Here is a 15,587-nt window from a genome sequence, read left to right on the forward strand (position 1 = left end):
TTAGGGTAATATGAGTTCCCTAAGACGAGGCATAGTGTATGTGTTATAAGCCCGTCTTAGTTTATAGACGGCCTACAGGTTGATCGTTTTCGAATGAAGTGTTGTAGTACATGCGTACATTCCTCCTTCATAATTTTATAATGATATTATAACTTAATTTTCAGTTTATTAGGATGTTTCTTTAGAAAATGGAAATGGTGGTTGTGTAAGAAAGCATAGTATAGTATATGGTAGAAAAACATATTTTTTAAATAAAAGAAACCAATTACATAATTGATAAGTATATTAAGAGTAGGATGAAAAAGTAGATTAATAGAGAAAGTGGAGGAGATTGTTATAACTACAACCGTTATTTCGCATTTTTACAATGAAGAGTATTTATTACCGTGGTGGCTTGCTCATCATACGAAACTGTTTGATCATGGCATTTTAATTAATAAAGGCTCAACAGATCGTTCGGTTGAAATTTGTAAAAAATTCGCGCCACACTGGGAAGTACGAGATTCTGTAAATCCAGAGTTTGATGCATATGCGACAGATCATGAAGTGATGAGGGTAGAACAAGAAGTACAAGGATGGAAAATGATTTTAAATACGACTGAGTTTCTTTGTGTGCAAGATAAAAATCAGTTTTGGAAGTCACTAAATGAATTGGGAGGGAGGATGTATTGGTTGGAAGGGCTTATTATGGTAGATGACCCTAACTACAGTTATCCGGACCTTAACTTTGGACTACCTTTAATGAAACAGCGATTTCATGGTTATTTACCAGAAGATTGGCCGTTGTGGAGAAGAGGTAGATTTATTCATAATCATGAACACGGAAGTTATACGGTTGGAAGACATTTATCCGCGCATGAATCGATGATTTATCCGCCTCTTGCTTGTATATTATGGTTTGGGTTTAGTCCGTGGAACGATGCGATGAGAAAAAGAAAGTTACAAATTGGTCCGACTCTTTCTGAAGCTAGTAAGCATGGAGGAATGGGTACGCATCATATTATTACGCCGGAAAGATTAGAAGAATGGTATAAGGAATTAGCGAGAGGAACGAAGGATTTACGTTTTAGTGATGCATATCGTTATGTTTTTGTATAAATGATTCCCACCATAAAATTGTTTCTTCGATTCCTGTATTCAGATCGTATGTTGGTTTCCAGTTTACTTCAGTTTTTAAACGTTCTACATTAACCCCGACGAATAAAGGTTCATCTTTAGAGAAAGGGATTGCACCTAGTTTAATTAAATGTTCTTTTCCTATCTTTTTAGCGATGATAGAAGCTAATTCTTTAATTTGTACAGATTGACCAGAAGCGATGTTGATTGTGCCTGTAACGCCATGTTCTAATACTGTTACGAGAGCGTCAGCGACGTCGCTCACATGGAGGAAATCTCTTGATTGTTTTCCATGTGTACATAGTGCTTCCTCATTTTTTAATAAAGAAGTGATAATGTTAGAAACGAGCCGATTCCCTTGTTCGTGAGGGCCATATAGATGAAAAATGCGGCCCCAACAAATGCTGAGGCCTGTTTGTTCGGCGTACGTTTGTAGCCAGGAGTGTAGTGCGTTTTTACATAATGAATACGGGGTTTTATAGGAAAGGAGCGGTGAATCTTCAAATAATACGCCGTTAAACCATTCATATTCTGCGCCAGTACCTGCAACAATGACTCGCTTTCCGCCGCATGTTGTGAAGTGTTGAATCAATGAGATGCTGGATGTAAGCCAATAGTAATTGTTAATGGATACATAACACGCTGGAGGCACTGCTTCCCAAGCTAAATGAATGAGATGACTAGGTTTCATGTCGTAAATGAGTTTTTCTATTTCTTTATCGCAAAGTAAGTTTACTTTATGCCAATGGCAAGAAAGGTAAGAGGGTTTATTTGTATTGTAAGTGGCGTGCACTTCATAGCCCTTTTGTATAAGAAAATGTACAACATATTTACCAATCCATCCGCTACCGCCTGTTACAAGGATTTTTTTCATGGCTCAATTACCTCAACTTCTGGTATTGTTACTAAAAATTTGCCGCCCCATTCACGAATGAAAGAGCATTCTTTCATAATTTCATCTTTCAAATTCCAAGGAAGTATGAGAATGTAATCAGGTTTTGTACGTTTTATTTCTTCTGGAGATTGTATTGGAATGCGGGTACCTGGTAGAAGGAGATTTTGTTTGTGAGGGTTTTTATCGACTGTATAAGCTAGAAATTCTTTTCCTATCCCGCAATAATTTAAAAGGGTGTTCCCTTTAGCTGGCGCACCATAACCGATAATTTGTTTGTTTAAAGCTTTCGCTTCGATAAAAAACTGTAAAATATTTATTTTCAATTGTTCGATGCGTTTAGAAAAAAGGAGATAGCAATCTAATGTATCTAGCCCATGATCTATTTCTTTTTGAATTATTTTTGCAACATTGGAATGGATAGAGGATTGGTCACTTAGATGGTTTACAAAAATCCGTAAGGAACCACCGTGTGTTGAAAGTTCTTCTACATCGACAATTTGTAAATGATGATGAGCTAAAATTTTTTGAAGGCTTATAAGTGAGAAATAGGAGAAGTGTTCATGGTAGATCGTATCAAACTGTTTAAAGGATATGAGGTTTAGTAAGTGAGGGAATTCAATTGTTATCGTGCCATCTTGTTTTAATAACGTTTTTAAACCGGCAACAAAATCATGCAAGTTCGGAACGTGTGCTAATACGTTATTTGCGACGATTAAATCGGCTTGCGGTAATTTTTTTGCTAAGTCGTTGCTGAAAAAATTCACTTCAGTAGGAATTCCTTTTTGGATAGCAATTTCTGCTACATTTTTTGCTGGTTCAATTCCTAACGTTTCGATATGTTCTTTTTGAAAGTATTGTAATAAGTACCCGTCGTTACTCGCAATTTCAACCACCTTTGAATGTTTCTTTAAGTGGAAGCGCTTAATCGCCATTTCTACATATTTTTTAGCATGCAGTAGCCAGCTTGATGAGTAAGAGCTAAAGTATAAATAGTCATGAAAAATATTGTGCGGAGATTCAAATTCATCTAATTGTACAAGTAAACAAGAGTGACAAACAAATGTGTGCAGCGGATAAAAAGGTTCCATTTTATATGAGTTTTCTGGAGTGACAAATGAGTTGGCGAGAGGAGAAACACCTAAATCTAAAAAAGTGTTTGTGAGTAATGAGTGGCAAAAACGGCATTTTTTCTGTTCCATTTTATAGCCCCCTTATAAATTTTTGAATGCATCGATTTGTTGCCGCGTGAAAGATTCTATATTTTCACCGAATGCATATTTTTTGTACCAATCAACAGTCCAAGTGATAGAATGATCTGTTGATAACTTAGGTGTCCAACCGAGTTTATTTACTGCCTTTGTACTGTCGAGTGTTAAAATAGGTGATTCATAAGGAGTGTTTGTAGGAGGGGAAAGGATTGTTAATGGTTTATTCCATAATTTTATTATAGATTGAATGACGTCATGAACTGTTCGGTTAGGTTCGTTCAGCGGACCGAAATTCCACGCTTCTGCATATGCAGCGTCTGTCCAAAGTTTTTCAGCTAAAAGGATATAGCCATGTAAAGGATCTAATACGTGTTGCCACGGGCGAATAGCGTTTTTGTTTCTAATAGTTAATGTACCATCTTTTAAATATGCACGAATGACATCTGGGAATAATCGGTCTTCTGCCCAATCACCACCGCCGATGACGTTACCTGCTCTTACTGAGGCGAGTTTCTGTGTATTAGTGCGGAAGAATGATTTTTGATAGGATGTTGCCACTAGTTCAGCGCAAGCTTTACTAGCACTATAAGGGTCGAAACCTCCTAGCCGGTCACTTTCCACGAATGCCCGGTTACCGCTCCCCTCATTTTCATAACATTTATCACTTGTAACATTAATGATACCACGTATACTTTCTATATGTTTTGCCGCTTCTAATATGTGAACAGTGCCTAAAACATTCGTTTTAAATGTTTCGATAGGATTTTTATATGAAGTGGTGACGATTGGCTGGGCTGCTAAATGAAATAGTATGTCAGGATTATGTTGTTTTAGGGCGTGGAATAAAGAATCGTAATCTGTAATGTCGCCATGAATTGTTATGCACTCTTGTGCTACGTTACCTTGTTCGAAAAGGTTAGGGATGGATGGGGGATGAGAAGAAAAGCCAACTACTTCTGCACCTAAAGAAGTTAAGAAAAGGGTGAGCCAGGAACCTTTAAATCCAGTATGTCCCGTAATAAATACTTTTTTCTTATTCCAAAAAGATGATGAAGCCATATTACCAAACCTTCCATGGAGCGTTATTACTTTCCCATAGCTCGACTAATTTATTTTTATCGCGCAATGTATCCATCGGATGCCAAAAACCAGTATGTTGATATGCTGATAGTTCGTTTTTGTTTACTAACTGAACTAAAGTGTCTGTTTCAAAAACAGACTTATCGCCACTAATGTAATTGAAAACTTCAGGGTTTAAAACGAAAAATCCACCGTTAACCCATCCGCCATCCCCGAGTGGCTTCTCTTGAAAGGATGTTACAGACTGTTTATCTAATATGAGAGAACCGAATCTACCAGGAGGTTGTACGGCTGTAACAGTTGCCATTTTGCCGTGTTTTTTATGAAATGCAATAAGTTCTTTTATATTTACGTTACTTAATCCATCGCCATAAGTGAGGCAGAAAGGTTCGTCTCCAACAAAATTTTGAATCTTTTTCACTCGTCCTCCCGTTTCGGTATTTACACCAGTATCGATTAGTGTAACTTTCCACGGTTCTACATGATGAGTATGGCTAGTAATTGTATTATCCCTTAAATGTATCGTGAAATCTGACATGTGTAGGTTGTAATTTAGAAAGAACTCTTTAATTGCATATCCTTTATAGCCTAAGCAAATAATAAATTCAGTAATGGCGTAATGACTATACAAACTCATAATGTGCCATAAAATGGGCTTTGTTCCAATTTCAATCATAGGTTTCGGTTTTAAATGTGTTTCTTCCCCAATCCTTGTCCCGTATCCACCAGCAAGAATAACAGCTTTCATTTTTTCCTCCTAAAATAAAAATTTATTATATATACAGTATTCATATTGTATGCAAATGGTTTTGTTTTTGACTAAGTGCGTAAAAATGTGTGGAAAATGATGATGTGAGAAATATTAAGGTTTAAATTTAGGGAATAATTGTTGATATTCAGGGTGATTACGTAGATCTTGTGTTATGTTACTAAGCTCTAAAAATCGAGTTTCGAGTTGCTCAGGGGACAGACCATAATGTGTTTGAAGTCCCATTCGAATGCCCTTTTTTGAAAGGGTAGGTGTTATTTGTAATTTTCTTGCCTTTGCATGTTCGTTCCAAGGGCTAAAATAAAATTTAACAATAAATGAAGGGGAGTTATAAACGATAGGTTGATGCCGAGTAAAATGTCTACCAGGTAAATATGCGCCATCAAGGTGATTGTGTATAAATCTCCAGGCACAGCTGATTTCTGGTTTATAAGGAAAGAGCCCGTGATATCGTTGTTCTACTAAAGGAATAGAATATCTTAGTTTTGAATAATGATAATCATGCTTATCAATCATGACAATCATTCTAATCGCATACATATTTTGACCTAGCATATGAAGTGAAGAGAAAAATTCTTCTACATTGTTACAACAAAGAAATTCCGTAGTATTTAATACCATCTTCCAACCTGAAACTTCTCTTTCGATTTCCATTACTTCCATATCAGTATTAGTGGGGTCAAAATCAAGGAATTTTGAATTTCGTACTTCCCAGTTGGGAGCAAATAATTTACAAATCTCAACGGAACGATCTGTAGAACCTCTATTAATTAATATGCCGTGATCAAATATTTTTGTGTGATGCATAAGCCACCATGGAAGTAGGTATTCTTCATTATAAAAATGAGAAATGAGTGTCTTTCTCATGTTAATCATCTCCTATACAAGCAATCATTATTAATAGGATATGTTTTTTAATAAAAAAGGTTAAAAGTTGCAGACAATGTAGTGATGAAGTAATAGTTTAGTAATTTTGTATAAATTATGAACGATAAACCGTCACGTTTGACTGTACAGTTTATGTATTGTATGATGTTAGTAATATAAACAAGGGGGGAAGATCGTTGGGAAGGTGTATCGAATCGGACAGTTGGCTCTCATGGCTCACGTGTCGAAACGAACGATTGATTATTATACGAATCTAGGTATCTTAAAAGCGGAGCGATCTCAATCTAATTATCGCTATTACGACGAAACAGCATTTGAGACATTACAATTTATTGAGAAGTGCAAAGAAATGCATATGCCGCTTTGTGAGATTAAAGAGAAAATCGAGGAGAAGAAGAAGCTGCTCGGTATCAATGAACACGTTTCGAAACAAGTGAATGAAGTGACAGACCATATTCATCGATTAGAAGCAGAGTTAACGGAGTTAAAGCCGCTTTTAGATGAATTGACTGATTCACAACGTGAAAAAATATCGAAATCTTTATCTGGTCAAACGACAGCTTTAATACAGACACTTGTTCTATTATTATAGAAAAAAGTGTAATCCGACCTCTTTAATTTTTGTATCGGGCTATGTTTTCTAAGAAACAAATAAGAAAACATTATAGTATACAGGAGGTGGACACCTTAGTTTTTTTAACTAAGGGGATTCATTGGAAATATTTAATTTAGTCATGGTTGCGATTTTAATCGCATTTACTGGATTTTTCGTAGCAGCAGAGTTTGCGATTGTAAAGATACGTTCAAGCCGTATCGATCAGCTTGTTGCGGAAGGAAAACGCGGTGCTTTAGCAGCGAAAAAAGTAACAACAAATTTAGATGAATATTTATCTGCTTGTCAATTAGGTATTACAGTTACAGCTATGGGATTAGGTTGGTTAGGTGAACCGACAATCGAAAAGTTATTACACCCGTTATTTGAGAAATGGAACTTAAATCCTTCTATTTCATCAGTATTAACATTTGGTCTTGCCTTCATGCTAATGACGTATTTACACGTTGTAGTAGGGGAATTAGCTCCGAAAACGATGGCAATTCAAAAGGCTGAACAAGTAACGTTGTTATTGGCAGGTCCGTTAATGATGTTCTATAAAGTCATGTATCCATTTATTTGGGTGTTGAACGGTTCTGCACGTATTGTAACTGGTTTATTCGGTTTAAAACCAGCTTCTGAGCATGAAGTAGCCCATACAGAAGAAGAGTTACGTCTCATTCTTTCAGAGAGCTATGAAAGCGGTGAAATTAATCAAGCTGAATACAAGTATGTAAATAATATCTTTGAATTTGATAATCGCATTGCGAAAGAAATTATGGTACCGCGTACGGAAATCGTTGGTTTCTACCTTGAAGATTCAGTAGAAGAACACATGAAAGTAATCCAAAATGAGCGATACACACGTTATCCGATTTTTGGAGAAGATAAAGATGATATTATCGGTATGGTCAACGTAAAAGATTTCTTTATTCGATATATGACCGAGGATCAAAAAGATTTATCATCTATTCGCTCGTATATGCGTCCGATTATTGAAGTGATGGAAACGACTCCAATTCACGATTTATTACTTCAAATGCAGAAGAAGCGAATTCCGATGGCTGTTTTATATGATGAGTACGGAGGAACAGCAGGGATTGTAACGCTTGAAGATATCTTGGAGGAAATCGTCGGCGAAATTCGTGATGAATATGATGAAGATGAAGCACCACCAATTCAGCATGTGAACGAGCAACATATCATTGTTGATGGAAAAGTGCTTATCTCAGAAGTGAAAGATTTATTTGGATTACACATCGAAGAAGATGATGTGGATACAATCGGTGGATGGATTATGATGCAAAATCATGAAATCGAAGAAGGACAACACGTTGAGGCGGAAGGTTATGAATTTAAAGTGTTAGAAAAAGACGCTTACCAAATTAAACGTGTTGAAATTCGTAAGATGGAACAAGAGCAAGAAGAAGAGAAAGCAGCAACTGTTTAAGTTGCTGCTTTTCTTCTAAAGTATAAAAAATGCGAAATTAGGAGCGGATATTTTGATTCAAGAAGCCTTACGTGTATATCGATTACAATTGTACGTAATCTTTAGTGGTTTACTACTTATGTGGACGATTACTCCGTTTGGAAAACAAGTAACAGGGTTTGGGATCGGATTAGCTGTAAGCGCATATTGCCTTTGGTTATTAGCTCGCAGAGTGGAGAAACTTGGGAAAAGTATCGTAATGAAGGAAAAGGCTCCCGGATTAGGAGTTTTAAACCGATTTGCGGCTGCCATTTTAGGAGCTATCATCATGTATGAAATTGAGCATGAAATGGAAATGTGGGCATTTGGTACAGGCATTTTAGGTGGTCACTTTTTAATGATTGCGAATCTAGCTTATGCAAATATGCAGTTAGTGAAAGAAGAAGAGAAGCAAAGGGAACATGCTTCGAAAAACATAGAGCTATGATGAAAGGGACCTAAAGAGGTTCCTTTTTTGAGTTTAAGCGAGTTAATGAAAGGAATCAAATTTACGACAAATATGATACGCTTCTTTTTTGCGTTTTTCAATAGTATGAAAAATAATGTAAAAAAATTTAAAAACCCATCGATTTCTAAAGGTTATGTATGTTATTATGACAAAAGACTTTTTGAAAGAGGTGGATACCAATGTTACAAGCGTTACTTATTTTTGTGCTTCAAATTATTTACGTTCCCATTTTGACAATCCGTACGATTTTGCTTGTAAAGAACCAAACAAGATCCGCTGCTGGTGTTGGATTGTTAGAAGGAGCTATTTACATTGTCAGTTTAGGTATTGTGTTTCAAGATTTATCAAATTGGATGAACATCGTTGCCTATGTCATTGGCTTTAGTGCGGGACTATTATTAGGCGGTTATATAGAGAATAAATTAGCAATTGGTTATATTACGTATCAAGTTAGTTTGCTAGACCGTTGTAATGAATTAGTAGATGAATTACGTCACTCTGGATTTGGCGTTACAGTATTTGAAGGCGAAGGTATTAATTCGATACGTTATCGCTTAGATATCGTTGCAAAACGTTCTAGAGAAAAAGAACTGTTAGAAATTATTAATGAAATTGCACCGAAAGCATTTATGTCTTCTTATGAAATTCGCTCATTTAAAGGTGGATATTTAACGAAGGCGATGAAGAAAAGAGCGTTAATGAAGAAGAAAGATGAACATGCATCGTAAAAAAGAGGAGTAGTACTGCATTAAAAGTTCAGTATAAGTCCAAATGTAAAAGAGAGGAATCTATTTTGATATAGATTCCTCTCTTTTTTATTGTTAATTGAAAAACTAAATCGTATAATTATTTTTTCTACTCATCCTCAAATTAATGATTAGCCATATAACTTGAAAAAATACCGGTATGATAAACGCGATTAATATAACGATAAGTGATATTGATTTAATTGCAGGTGTTTGAATAACACCAGCACCATCAACCTCTCGTAACCAAATAATAGCGGCCCATATTCCAAAAACGATAATCCAAAATAGGTTACCAATCCACCAAGAAATCCATCGTTTTTTCATGTTAACACCCCTTACATTTATCCACTGTTAAAGTATATTTTCGTTCGTTACATTTATAATGAAACAACTTTAAAATTAGTTTTTAACCGTATATCTAACTTGTTTGAAGGTGATTAATTCTCCATCATCATTATCATCTTTCGTTTGCAAAAGTTGAACTTTTGGTTTGTAGTCTGTCCTATGAGCGTGTTCGATATCTTTAATGTTAAGCTTGTAGGATTCGCCATTCTTTAGCGTTTGTTCCAACACTTTTTTATTGGCAACATAAATAAAAGTTACTTTATTTTCATCAATACCTTTAGTCTTAATTTCTAATTCATTATCTTTTGTTGTAATCGTTGGTGTTAATAATTCCATACTGCCACTTCCGGTTTCTAAAGAATTTTCTACTATAGTTGAACATCCTGATAATATGATTCCAGTGAATAGAAGAACAATTAATTTCTTTTTCATAACATCCCCCCGATTCTATGTGATTTCTGATTTTGGCATTGTTAGACTGCTAGTGTGGAGCGTAAATGTTTAGCTAGTACTCGTTTTAATTGTACCATAATATGTAAATCAGGGCAGGGTGTAAATCCAATTTAAGGGAGATTGAAAAGTTTACTTATTGTTGAGTATCAATATTTTTCTAGTAGGTATATATCTTCTTTAGAGCGCTCTTTTTTTATATTTAAAATATGAAGTGAAATAAAACCTATAAGTCCTATTCCGCCGAAAATAAGCCAGGGTGTATACATTCCGTTTAAGTTGGATGTAAACCATGTACCGGTATAATTACCGATGATAAAACCAAATGCGAGTGATAGTTGATAAAATCCGAAGAATGTAGCTGTATATGATTCATTACTGTAATTTGCAATAGCGATATCAGCGTTAGGTAACACGAGTGTTTCACCAATTGTAAAGAAAATTACACAAATAAATAGCCAATATGGGTGTTGAAATAAAGGTATGAGTAAAAAAGAAATACTCATTAATAAAATACCGTATTTAATAAATGAAAGCGTGTTGTATTTGTGAAAGAGTTTTCGGAATAACACCATAAATATGACGCCTGTTATTGCATTTATCGTAATGACTAATGTAGCAAGCTGATTGCTATTACTAATGTTTTTCATATGAAGTGGAAGTGCGACAGTAAGCTGAGTAAACATAATATAGAAGAAGATCATGATAAGTGAAAACAGAAGGAAAGATTTGTTTTGTAAGATAGTCTGTATTCCTAATGTAATAGACGTATTTTCAGTAGTGACTTGGAAGTGGTTTTTAAGTAAGTAAAAGATTAAAGCAAATATCAGCATAAGAGATCCTGTTAGAGAGAAAGCATAGATTGGATCGAGTAAGAGTAAAAAACCTCCTGCAATTGGTCCGATTATTGCACCGCAATTAAAACTAAGGTTTAAATATGTAAATAAATTTTTTCTCAAATGAGCTGGTTGTGAGCCGAATATAGCGCGAGCAGCAGGTTCGTAAAATGCAGTTCCGAAGCCAATAAGTGCAGAAGAAATAGAAATTGTATAGAAATCAGAGCATATTCCTAAAGCGATAAATCCGATTCCTCTTAAAAATAATCCGGTTATCATCATAATGATATAGCCTATTTTGTCAGCAATTAAACCTGAGAATAAAGGGATAACTCGTGATGTAATTATCATAACCGTCAACACTGTTCCTACTTGAAAAGCTGAAAAATAAAGAAAGTTTAGTAGATAAATAGCTAAAAATGCGTATACTGCAAAATATCCAAAAGACATAAAAAATGAAGAAATAAGCATGAAACGTATCGGTGTTGAGAAAATTTTCATAGAACTCCTCCTAATATTGTAACCGGTAAAATCATTTAATGGTTAACTATTTTATATTATAATTATACATAAAGTCAGAAAAAAGTAAATTTTAAGAAGAAGGTGGATGGAATTGAATCAGAGCGCACCACATGAATTAGAATATATTCGAGAATTTTTAAATACATGGAGAATACCAAACGATACGAGAGAAGCAATTGATTTGCTGCAAACAGAAGAGGATGTAAAGCTCCTTATAAAAGAATATTTTCATGAAGAGTGCCCTTTTCATACGATAGAGGAATTAAAAGGTTTTCGAGAAGATATTCGGATGACAATTGAAGGAGAAGGATCGTTGCAAAAATGGTTAGAGAGATACCCATTTCATGTACATATAAAGGAAAATATGAAAGGTATTATGCATGAGCCAGTATACGAAGCGAATGTGTATACAAAAGTATTAAGTATTGTCTTAATGTCGATTCAAGAAAATTGGTGGGGCAGGTTAAAAGCATGTCCAGATTGTCGTTGGGTATTTTATGATTATTCGCGAAATGGAAGTAAAAGATGGTGCGGTATGTATGCTGGAGAAGAAGGGGGAAGAGCGTGCGGTACAATTGCAAAAGTAAAAAACTACCGGTCAAAGAGAAAAGGAAGATCGGGTTATGATGTGTAATTGATATTAGGGGAAGAAAATAGGATGGGGGAATGTAGAATATGGAAGGTACACAAATGTTAGCGTTAAATAAAAAGTGTTGGGATACAGTTGCACCATACTTCTTTCAAGTGGATTGTTTACCTAAATATGGACCGTATACAGCGTCTGAAGATGAGCTTCATTTGTTCGATTCAATTAGAAATAAAAAGGTTCTTGATATTGGATGTGGAAGTGGGCATTCGTTGCAATATATGGCGGAACATGGAGCAGAGGAATTATGGGGGCTTGATCTTTCAAGTGAACAAATTAAAACAGCGAATGAAACGTTAAAGAGTTGGAATTCAACGTTAATATGCGGAGCAATGGAAGAAGAAGGAGATATTCCAAAGGGGTATTTTGATATTGTGTACTCCATTTATGCATTAGGTTGGACTTCAGATTTAGAGAAAACGTTAGAACTGATTTATTCATATGTAAAGCCAGGAGGAAGTTTTATTTTTAGTTGGGAGCATCCAGTGTATTCAAATTTACAGTATGGTACAGAAGCAATTGCTTTTAAGTCTTCTTATCATGAGGAAACCCCTATTACGTTTGAAACATTTAAAGGAGAAAATGTAGAAGCAACATTATATAAGAGAAAAATAAGTACATACATAAATGAGTTAAATAGAGCTGGGTTTACAATTGAGAGAATAGAAGAGCCTAAACCATCGAGCTTGTTTGATGGAGAACTAGCTGAGCCGTCTACGAAATATTATTCGTTATATAAAGCTAGAATGGTGCCAACTACTTTTATTATTAAGGCGAGAAAGTAAAGTGTTTTTATAAAAAGAGGTCAGGTGTGTACTTTTCTTATAAAAATGCATTTCATATAAAAGGTGTAATTATTTTGGGGGAAGGGGGATTGTTGTGCGTCATCATAGAAAGTGCAAAAAATTTGGAGTGGCACTGCCTCTTCCACTTATAGGAGCAACAGGCCCTACTGGTAATAGTGGCCCGATTGGTCCAACTGGAGGGCATGAAGGGCCAGTCGGGCCTCAGGGAATCACTGGACCTAGAGGAGCAACTGGTCCCCAAGGTCCACAAGGTATACCAGGAGTACAAGGGAATCGAGGAACAATTGGTGCTCAAGGAATACAAGGAGCAATTGGCGATACCGGTGAGCAAGGGGTAACAGGGCAAACTGGTCCCCAAGGTCTACAAGGATCAATGGGAGAGCAAGGTCCAATTGGTGATACTGGAGTACAAGGTCCAGAAGGGATACAAGGAGCGGCTGGCCCTGCCGGTAGTCAAGGAATACAAGGCACCCAAGGAATACAAGGAGAAATAGGCGAGCGAGGGCAAACGGGAGCAAAAGGAATGCAAGGCGTGATAGGTGAAGCTGGTATTACAGGTGTAACAGGTCCTCAAGGTAATCAAGGAGCGCAAGGAATACAAGGAGAGGACGGAACTACAGGTATACAAGGAGAAGAAGGTCCACAAGGAATACAAGGAATTAATGGAGAGGAAGGTCCACAAGGAGCGCAAGGAATACAAGGTGTAGTAGGCCCAACTGGTTCTATTGGAATACAAGGACCTCAAGGTATAAGCGGAATAAAGGGGATAACAGGTGTAATAGGCCCTCAAGGTCCACAAGGTGTTCAAGGAATACAAGGGATAACAGGAGCAACAGGTTTTCAAGGAGCAAAAGGAGTACGAGGGATAACAGGAGCAACAGGGAGTATTGGTATGCAAGGCACAGAAGGACCTCCGGGTGGTCCGACGGGTACAACTGGTCCGATTGGTCCATCTAGTGGAGTGACTGGTCCATCTGGGCCGCCCGGTCCACCTGGGGGACCAACAGGTCCAACGGGTGAAACAGGTGCACGGGGTGTAACCGGGGGAACTGGTGCAATAGGAATGCAAGGGTTACAAGGTATAACTGGTCCAACTGGTCCTCAAGGTGTAAGAGGAGCGCAAGGAGTTCAAGGTGTAGTTGGAGCAGTTGGATTTCAAGGAGCACAAGGTCCTCAAGGTAGCCAAGGTATAACAGGAGCAACGGGTGCAGAAGGTCCAATAGGCATACAAGGCCCGCAAGGAGAAATCGGTCCAACGGGTGCAGAAGGACCTAAAGGTGTGCAAGGAATACAAGGAGTAACAGGTCCAACAGGAGCACAAGGCATACAAGGTACACAAGGAATAATAGGTCCAACAGGAGTGGCAGGAGCGGCAGGAGCTCAAGGTGCACAAGGAATCCAAGGGGTAACCGGTCCAGCAGGAGCACAAGGCATACAAGGTGCACAAGGGATACAAGGAGAAACAGGGGCAGCTGGAGTGCAAGGAATACAAGGAGTTCAAGGGATACAAGGGATAACGGGATTGACAGGTCCTCAAGGTGCACAAGGTCCTCAAGGAGTGCAAGGAATAATAGGGCCGACTGGAGCTATTGGTTTGCAAGGACCTCAAGGAATACAAGGTATAGTAGGCCCAACAGGAGCACAAGGCTCTCAAGGTATGCAAGGAATACAAGGAATAACAGGTCCGACAGGTGCGCAAGGAATTAGAGGTCCCCAAGGGAATCTAGGAGAAAACGGGATAACAGGTCCCCAAGGAGTGCAAGGTGCGCAAGGTAGTCAAGGTTCACAAGGTCCCCAAGGGAACGTTGGAATTATTGGTGAAACAGGAGACACAGGAGTGACGGGAGCAACCGGAGCGACTGGATCACAAGGTGTTCAAGGAATACAAGGAATTATAGGGATACAAGGGATGACAGGACCGACAGGAAATACAGGAGCAACGGGTCCACAAGGAATACAAGGAATACAAGGTATTCAAGGCTTGCAGGGTCAGGCTGGTGTAATAGGGATGACAGGAGTTAGCGGAAGTATAGGACCGGTTGGAGCACAAGGTAGTCAGGGCCCAAGTGGCGTGGTGGGACCGACAGGCGCAACTGGTAGTGCAGGTTCAATAGGTTTCTTGGGAATAGCGGGAGCGACTGGTGCAACAGGACCGACTGGAATACAAGGCATACAAGGCATAACTGGAGCGACAGGGGGAACAGGAGTAACAGGCCCAACAGGTGCTACGGGCCCAACCGGTTTAACAGGAGCAACAGGATCATCTGCTCTATCGACAGGTGGTGGATATTTCTTTTCTACCTCAACAAGTACAATTGCAGCAAATGCCAATATTCCAATTAATTCAGGATCTACTGTATATGGAACTGGTGTATCATTAACTAGTGCTACAACTGTCACAGTATCGACGCCAGGAATATATTTAGTAAGTTATTATTTCCAAGGGGACGCAAATGGTGGGAATGAGACAGTATCTGTTAGATTGCTATTAAATGGAACACAACTAACAGGGAGTTTTATACAAAATGTAACGACATCAACTGTAGTAATCGAACCAGCCATTTCAAATACGCTCCTCGTGAATGTAACGAGTGCTAATTCAACGTTAGTATTACAAAATGGTCCATTAGGTGTAGGGCATGTAACGACTATAGCAGGCGCGATTACAGCAAGTTTAAATGTAGTGAGAATTTTATAAAAAATATAAAAAAACACAAGGAATGTCTTTTTAGACACACCTTGTGTTTT

Annotated in this window: 16 protein-coding genes; 8 read left to right on the top strand and 8 right to left on the bottom strand. The window is 37.5% G+C overall.

The annotated features are described in order from the left end of the window. Positions 1-321: 321 nt before the first annotated feature. Positions 322-1,098, top strand: a complete 777-nt coding sequence (locus DN390_RS07050) for a glycosyltransferase family 2 protein (RefSeq protein WP_060631630.1) — start codon at positions 322-324, stop codon at positions 1,096-1,098. On the opposite strand, the gene DN390_RS07055 is transcribed toward DN390_RS07050, so the two are convergent. The 5 genes from DN390_RS07055 to DN390_RS07075 all read right to left on the bottom strand — a co-directional run bounded on the left by DN390_RS07055 (position 1,067) and on the right by DN390_RS07075 (position 5,944). Continuing rightward, the gene (locus tag DN390_RS07055) at positions 1,067-1,990 is read right to left on the bottom strand and encodes an NAD-dependent epimerase/dehydratase family protein (RefSeq protein WP_147806943.1); all 924 of its coding nucleotides are present in this window, start codon (positions 1,988-1,990) and stop codon (positions 1,067-1,069) included. The genes DN390_RS07050 and DN390_RS07055 overlap by 32 nt on opposite strands. After that, positions 1,987-3,210: a class I SAM-dependent methyltransferase gene (locus DN390_RS07060; protein WP_147806944.1), complete on the bottom strand. Its 1,224-nt coding sequence runs from the start codon at positions 3,208-3,210 to the stop codon at positions 1,987-1,989. The genes DN390_RS07055 and DN390_RS07060 overlap by 4 nt, the downstream gene beginning before the upstream one ends. A 12-nt stretch (positions 3,211-3,222) precedes the next feature. Next, on the bottom strand, positions 3,223-4,278 hold the full coding sequence (gene rfbG, locus DN390_RS07065; RefSeq protein ID WP_147806945.1) for a CDP-glucose 4,6-dehydratase: 1,056 nt from the start codon (positions 4,276-4,278) through the stop codon (positions 3,223-3,225). Between the two features lies 1 nt (position 4,279). Beyond that, positions 4,280-5,047, bottom strand: coding sequence for a glucose-1-phosphate cytidylyltransferase (rfbF, locus tag DN390_RS07070; RefSeq protein WP_147806946.1), 768 nt, complete (start codon positions 5,045-5,047; stop codon positions 4,280-4,282). Positions 5,048-5,161: 114 nt separating this feature from the next. Beyond that, positions 5,162-5,944, bottom strand: a complete 783-nt coding sequence (locus tag DN390_RS07075; RefSeq protein WP_147806947.1) for a glycosyltransferase family 2 protein — start codon at positions 5,942-5,944, stop codon at positions 5,162-5,164. A gap of 196 nt (positions 5,945-6,140) precedes the next feature. On the opposite strand from DN390_RS07075, the gene DN390_RS07080 reads away from it, so the two are divergent. The 4 genes from DN390_RS07080 to DN390_RS07095 all read left to right on the top strand — a co-directional run bounded on the left by DN390_RS07080 (position 6,141) and on the right by DN390_RS07095 (position 9,213). Continuing rightward, entirely contained in the window at positions 6,141-6,548 is a 408-nt protein-coding gene (locus DN390_RS07080; RefSeq protein WP_147806948.1) for a MerR family transcriptional regulator, read from the top strand. A 121-nt stretch (positions 6,549-6,669) separates the two neighbouring features. Beyond that, on the top strand, positions 6,670-7,998 hold the full coding sequence (locus DN390_RS07085; RefSeq protein WP_060631624.1) for a hemolysin family protein: 1,329 nt from the start codon (positions 6,670-6,672) through the stop codon (positions 7,996-7,998). A gap of 52 nt (positions 7,999-8,050) precedes the next feature. Next, positions 8,051-8,464: an ATP synthase subunit I gene (locus tag DN390_RS07090; protein ID WP_000613876.1), complete on the top strand. Its 414-nt coding sequence runs from the start codon at positions 8,051-8,053 to the stop codon at positions 8,462-8,464. Positions 8,465-8,664: 200 nt separating this feature from the next. Continuing rightward, entirely contained in the window at positions 8,665-9,213 is a 549-nt protein-coding gene (locus DN390_RS07095; RefSeq protein ID WP_000938438.1) for a DUF2179 domain-containing protein, read from the top strand. A gap of 105 nt (positions 9,214-9,318) precedes the next feature. Here the strand turns inward: DN390_RS07095 and DN390_RS07100 are convergent, their stop codons facing one another. From DN390_RS07100 to DN390_RS07110, 3 genes are all read right to left on the bottom strand, one after another. Then, on the bottom strand, positions 9,319-9,558 hold the full coding sequence (locus DN390_RS07100; RefSeq protein WP_098951839.1) for a DUF3923 family protein: 240 nt from the start codon (positions 9,556-9,558) through the stop codon (positions 9,319-9,321). Between the two features lie 75 nt (positions 9,559-9,633). Continuing rightward, positions 9,634-10,011, bottom strand: coding sequence for a hypothetical protein (locus tag DN390_RS07105; protein ID WP_147806949.1), 378 nt, complete (start codon positions 10,009-10,011; stop codon positions 9,634-9,636). A 167-nt stretch (positions 10,012-10,178) separates the two neighbouring features. Further along, a complete protein-coding gene (locus DN390_RS07110; protein ID WP_147806950.1) occupies positions 10,179-11,366 on the bottom strand; it encodes an MDR family MFS transporter in 1,188 nt (395 codons plus the stop codon). Positions 11,367-11,478: 112 nt separating this feature from the next. Between DN390_RS07110 and DN390_RS07115 the strand changes: the two genes are divergently transcribed. The 3 genes from DN390_RS07115 (at position 11,479) to DN390_RS07125 (ending at position 15,537) form a co-directional block, all read left to right on the top strand. Continuing rightward, positions 11,479-12,021 carry a CGNR zinc finger domain-containing protein gene (locus tag DN390_RS07115; RefSeq protein ID WP_147806951.1) on the top strand — a complete coding sequence of 181 codons (543 nt, stop codon included), beginning with the start codon at positions 11,479-11,481 and terminating at the stop codon, positions 12,019-12,021. 41 nt (positions 12,022-12,062) lie between these two features. Continuing rightward, positions 12,063-12,818 carry a class I SAM-dependent methyltransferase gene (locus DN390_RS07120; RefSeq protein WP_098951847.1) on the top strand — a complete coding sequence of 252 codons (756 nt, stop codon included), beginning with the start codon at positions 12,063-12,065 and terminating at the stop codon, positions 12,816-12,818. A gap of 94 nt (positions 12,819-12,912) precedes the next feature. Continuing rightward, positions 12,913-15,537, top strand: a complete 2,625-nt coding sequence (locus tag DN390_RS07125; RefSeq protein ID WP_147806952.1) for a collagen-like protein — start codon at positions 12,913-12,915, stop codon at positions 15,535-15,537. The last annotated feature ends 50 nt before the right edge of the window (positions 15,538-15,587 follow it).

Origin of the sequence: Bacillus sp. SH7-1 (genome assembly GCF_008042405.1) — a bacterium.
Classification (GTDB): Bacteria; Bacillota; Bacilli; order Bacillales; family Bacillaceae_G; genus Bacillus_A; species Bacillus_A thuringiensis_N.

Excerpts from the sequence above, each read along its gene's own strand:
- DN390_RS07095 (WP_000938438.1), top strand. The coding sequence starts at position 8,665 with ATGTTACAAGCGTTACTTATTTTTGTGCTTCAAATTATTTACGTTCCC.
- DN390_RS07110 (WP_147806950.1), bottom strand. The coding sequence starts at position 11,366 with ATGAAAATTTTCTCAACACCGATACGTTTCATGCTTATTTCTTCATTT.
- rfbF (WP_147806946.1), bottom strand. The coding sequence starts at position 5,047 with ATGAAAGCTGTTATTCTTGCTGGTGGATACGGGACAAGGATTGGGGAA.
- DN390_RS07060 (WP_147806944.1), bottom strand. The coding sequence starts at position 3,210 with ATGGAACAGAAAAAATGCCGTTTTTGCCACTCATTACTCACAAACACT.
- DN390_RS07100 (WP_098951839.1), bottom strand. The coding sequence starts at position 9,558 with ATGAAAAAACGATGGATTTCTTGGTGGATTGGTAACCTATTTTGGATT.
- DN390_RS07120 (WP_098951847.1), top strand. The coding sequence starts at position 12,063 with ATGGAAGGTACACAAATGTTAGCGTTAAATAAAAAGTGTTGGGATACA.
- rfbG (WP_147806945.1), bottom strand. The coding sequence starts at position 4,278 with ATGGCTTCATCATCTTTTTGGAATAAGAAAAAAGTATTTATTACGGGA.
- DN390_RS07105 (WP_147806949.1), bottom strand. The coding sequence starts at position 10,011 with ATGAAAAAGAAATTAATTGTTCTTCTATTCACTGGAATCATATTATCA.
- DN390_RS07075 (WP_147806947.1), bottom strand. The coding sequence starts at position 5,944 with ATGATTAACATGAGAAAGACACTCATTTCTCATTTTTATAATGAAGAA.
- DN390_RS07055 (WP_147806943.1), bottom strand. The coding sequence starts at position 1,990 with ATGAAAAAAATCCTTGTAACAGGCGGTAGCGGATGGATTGGTAAATAT.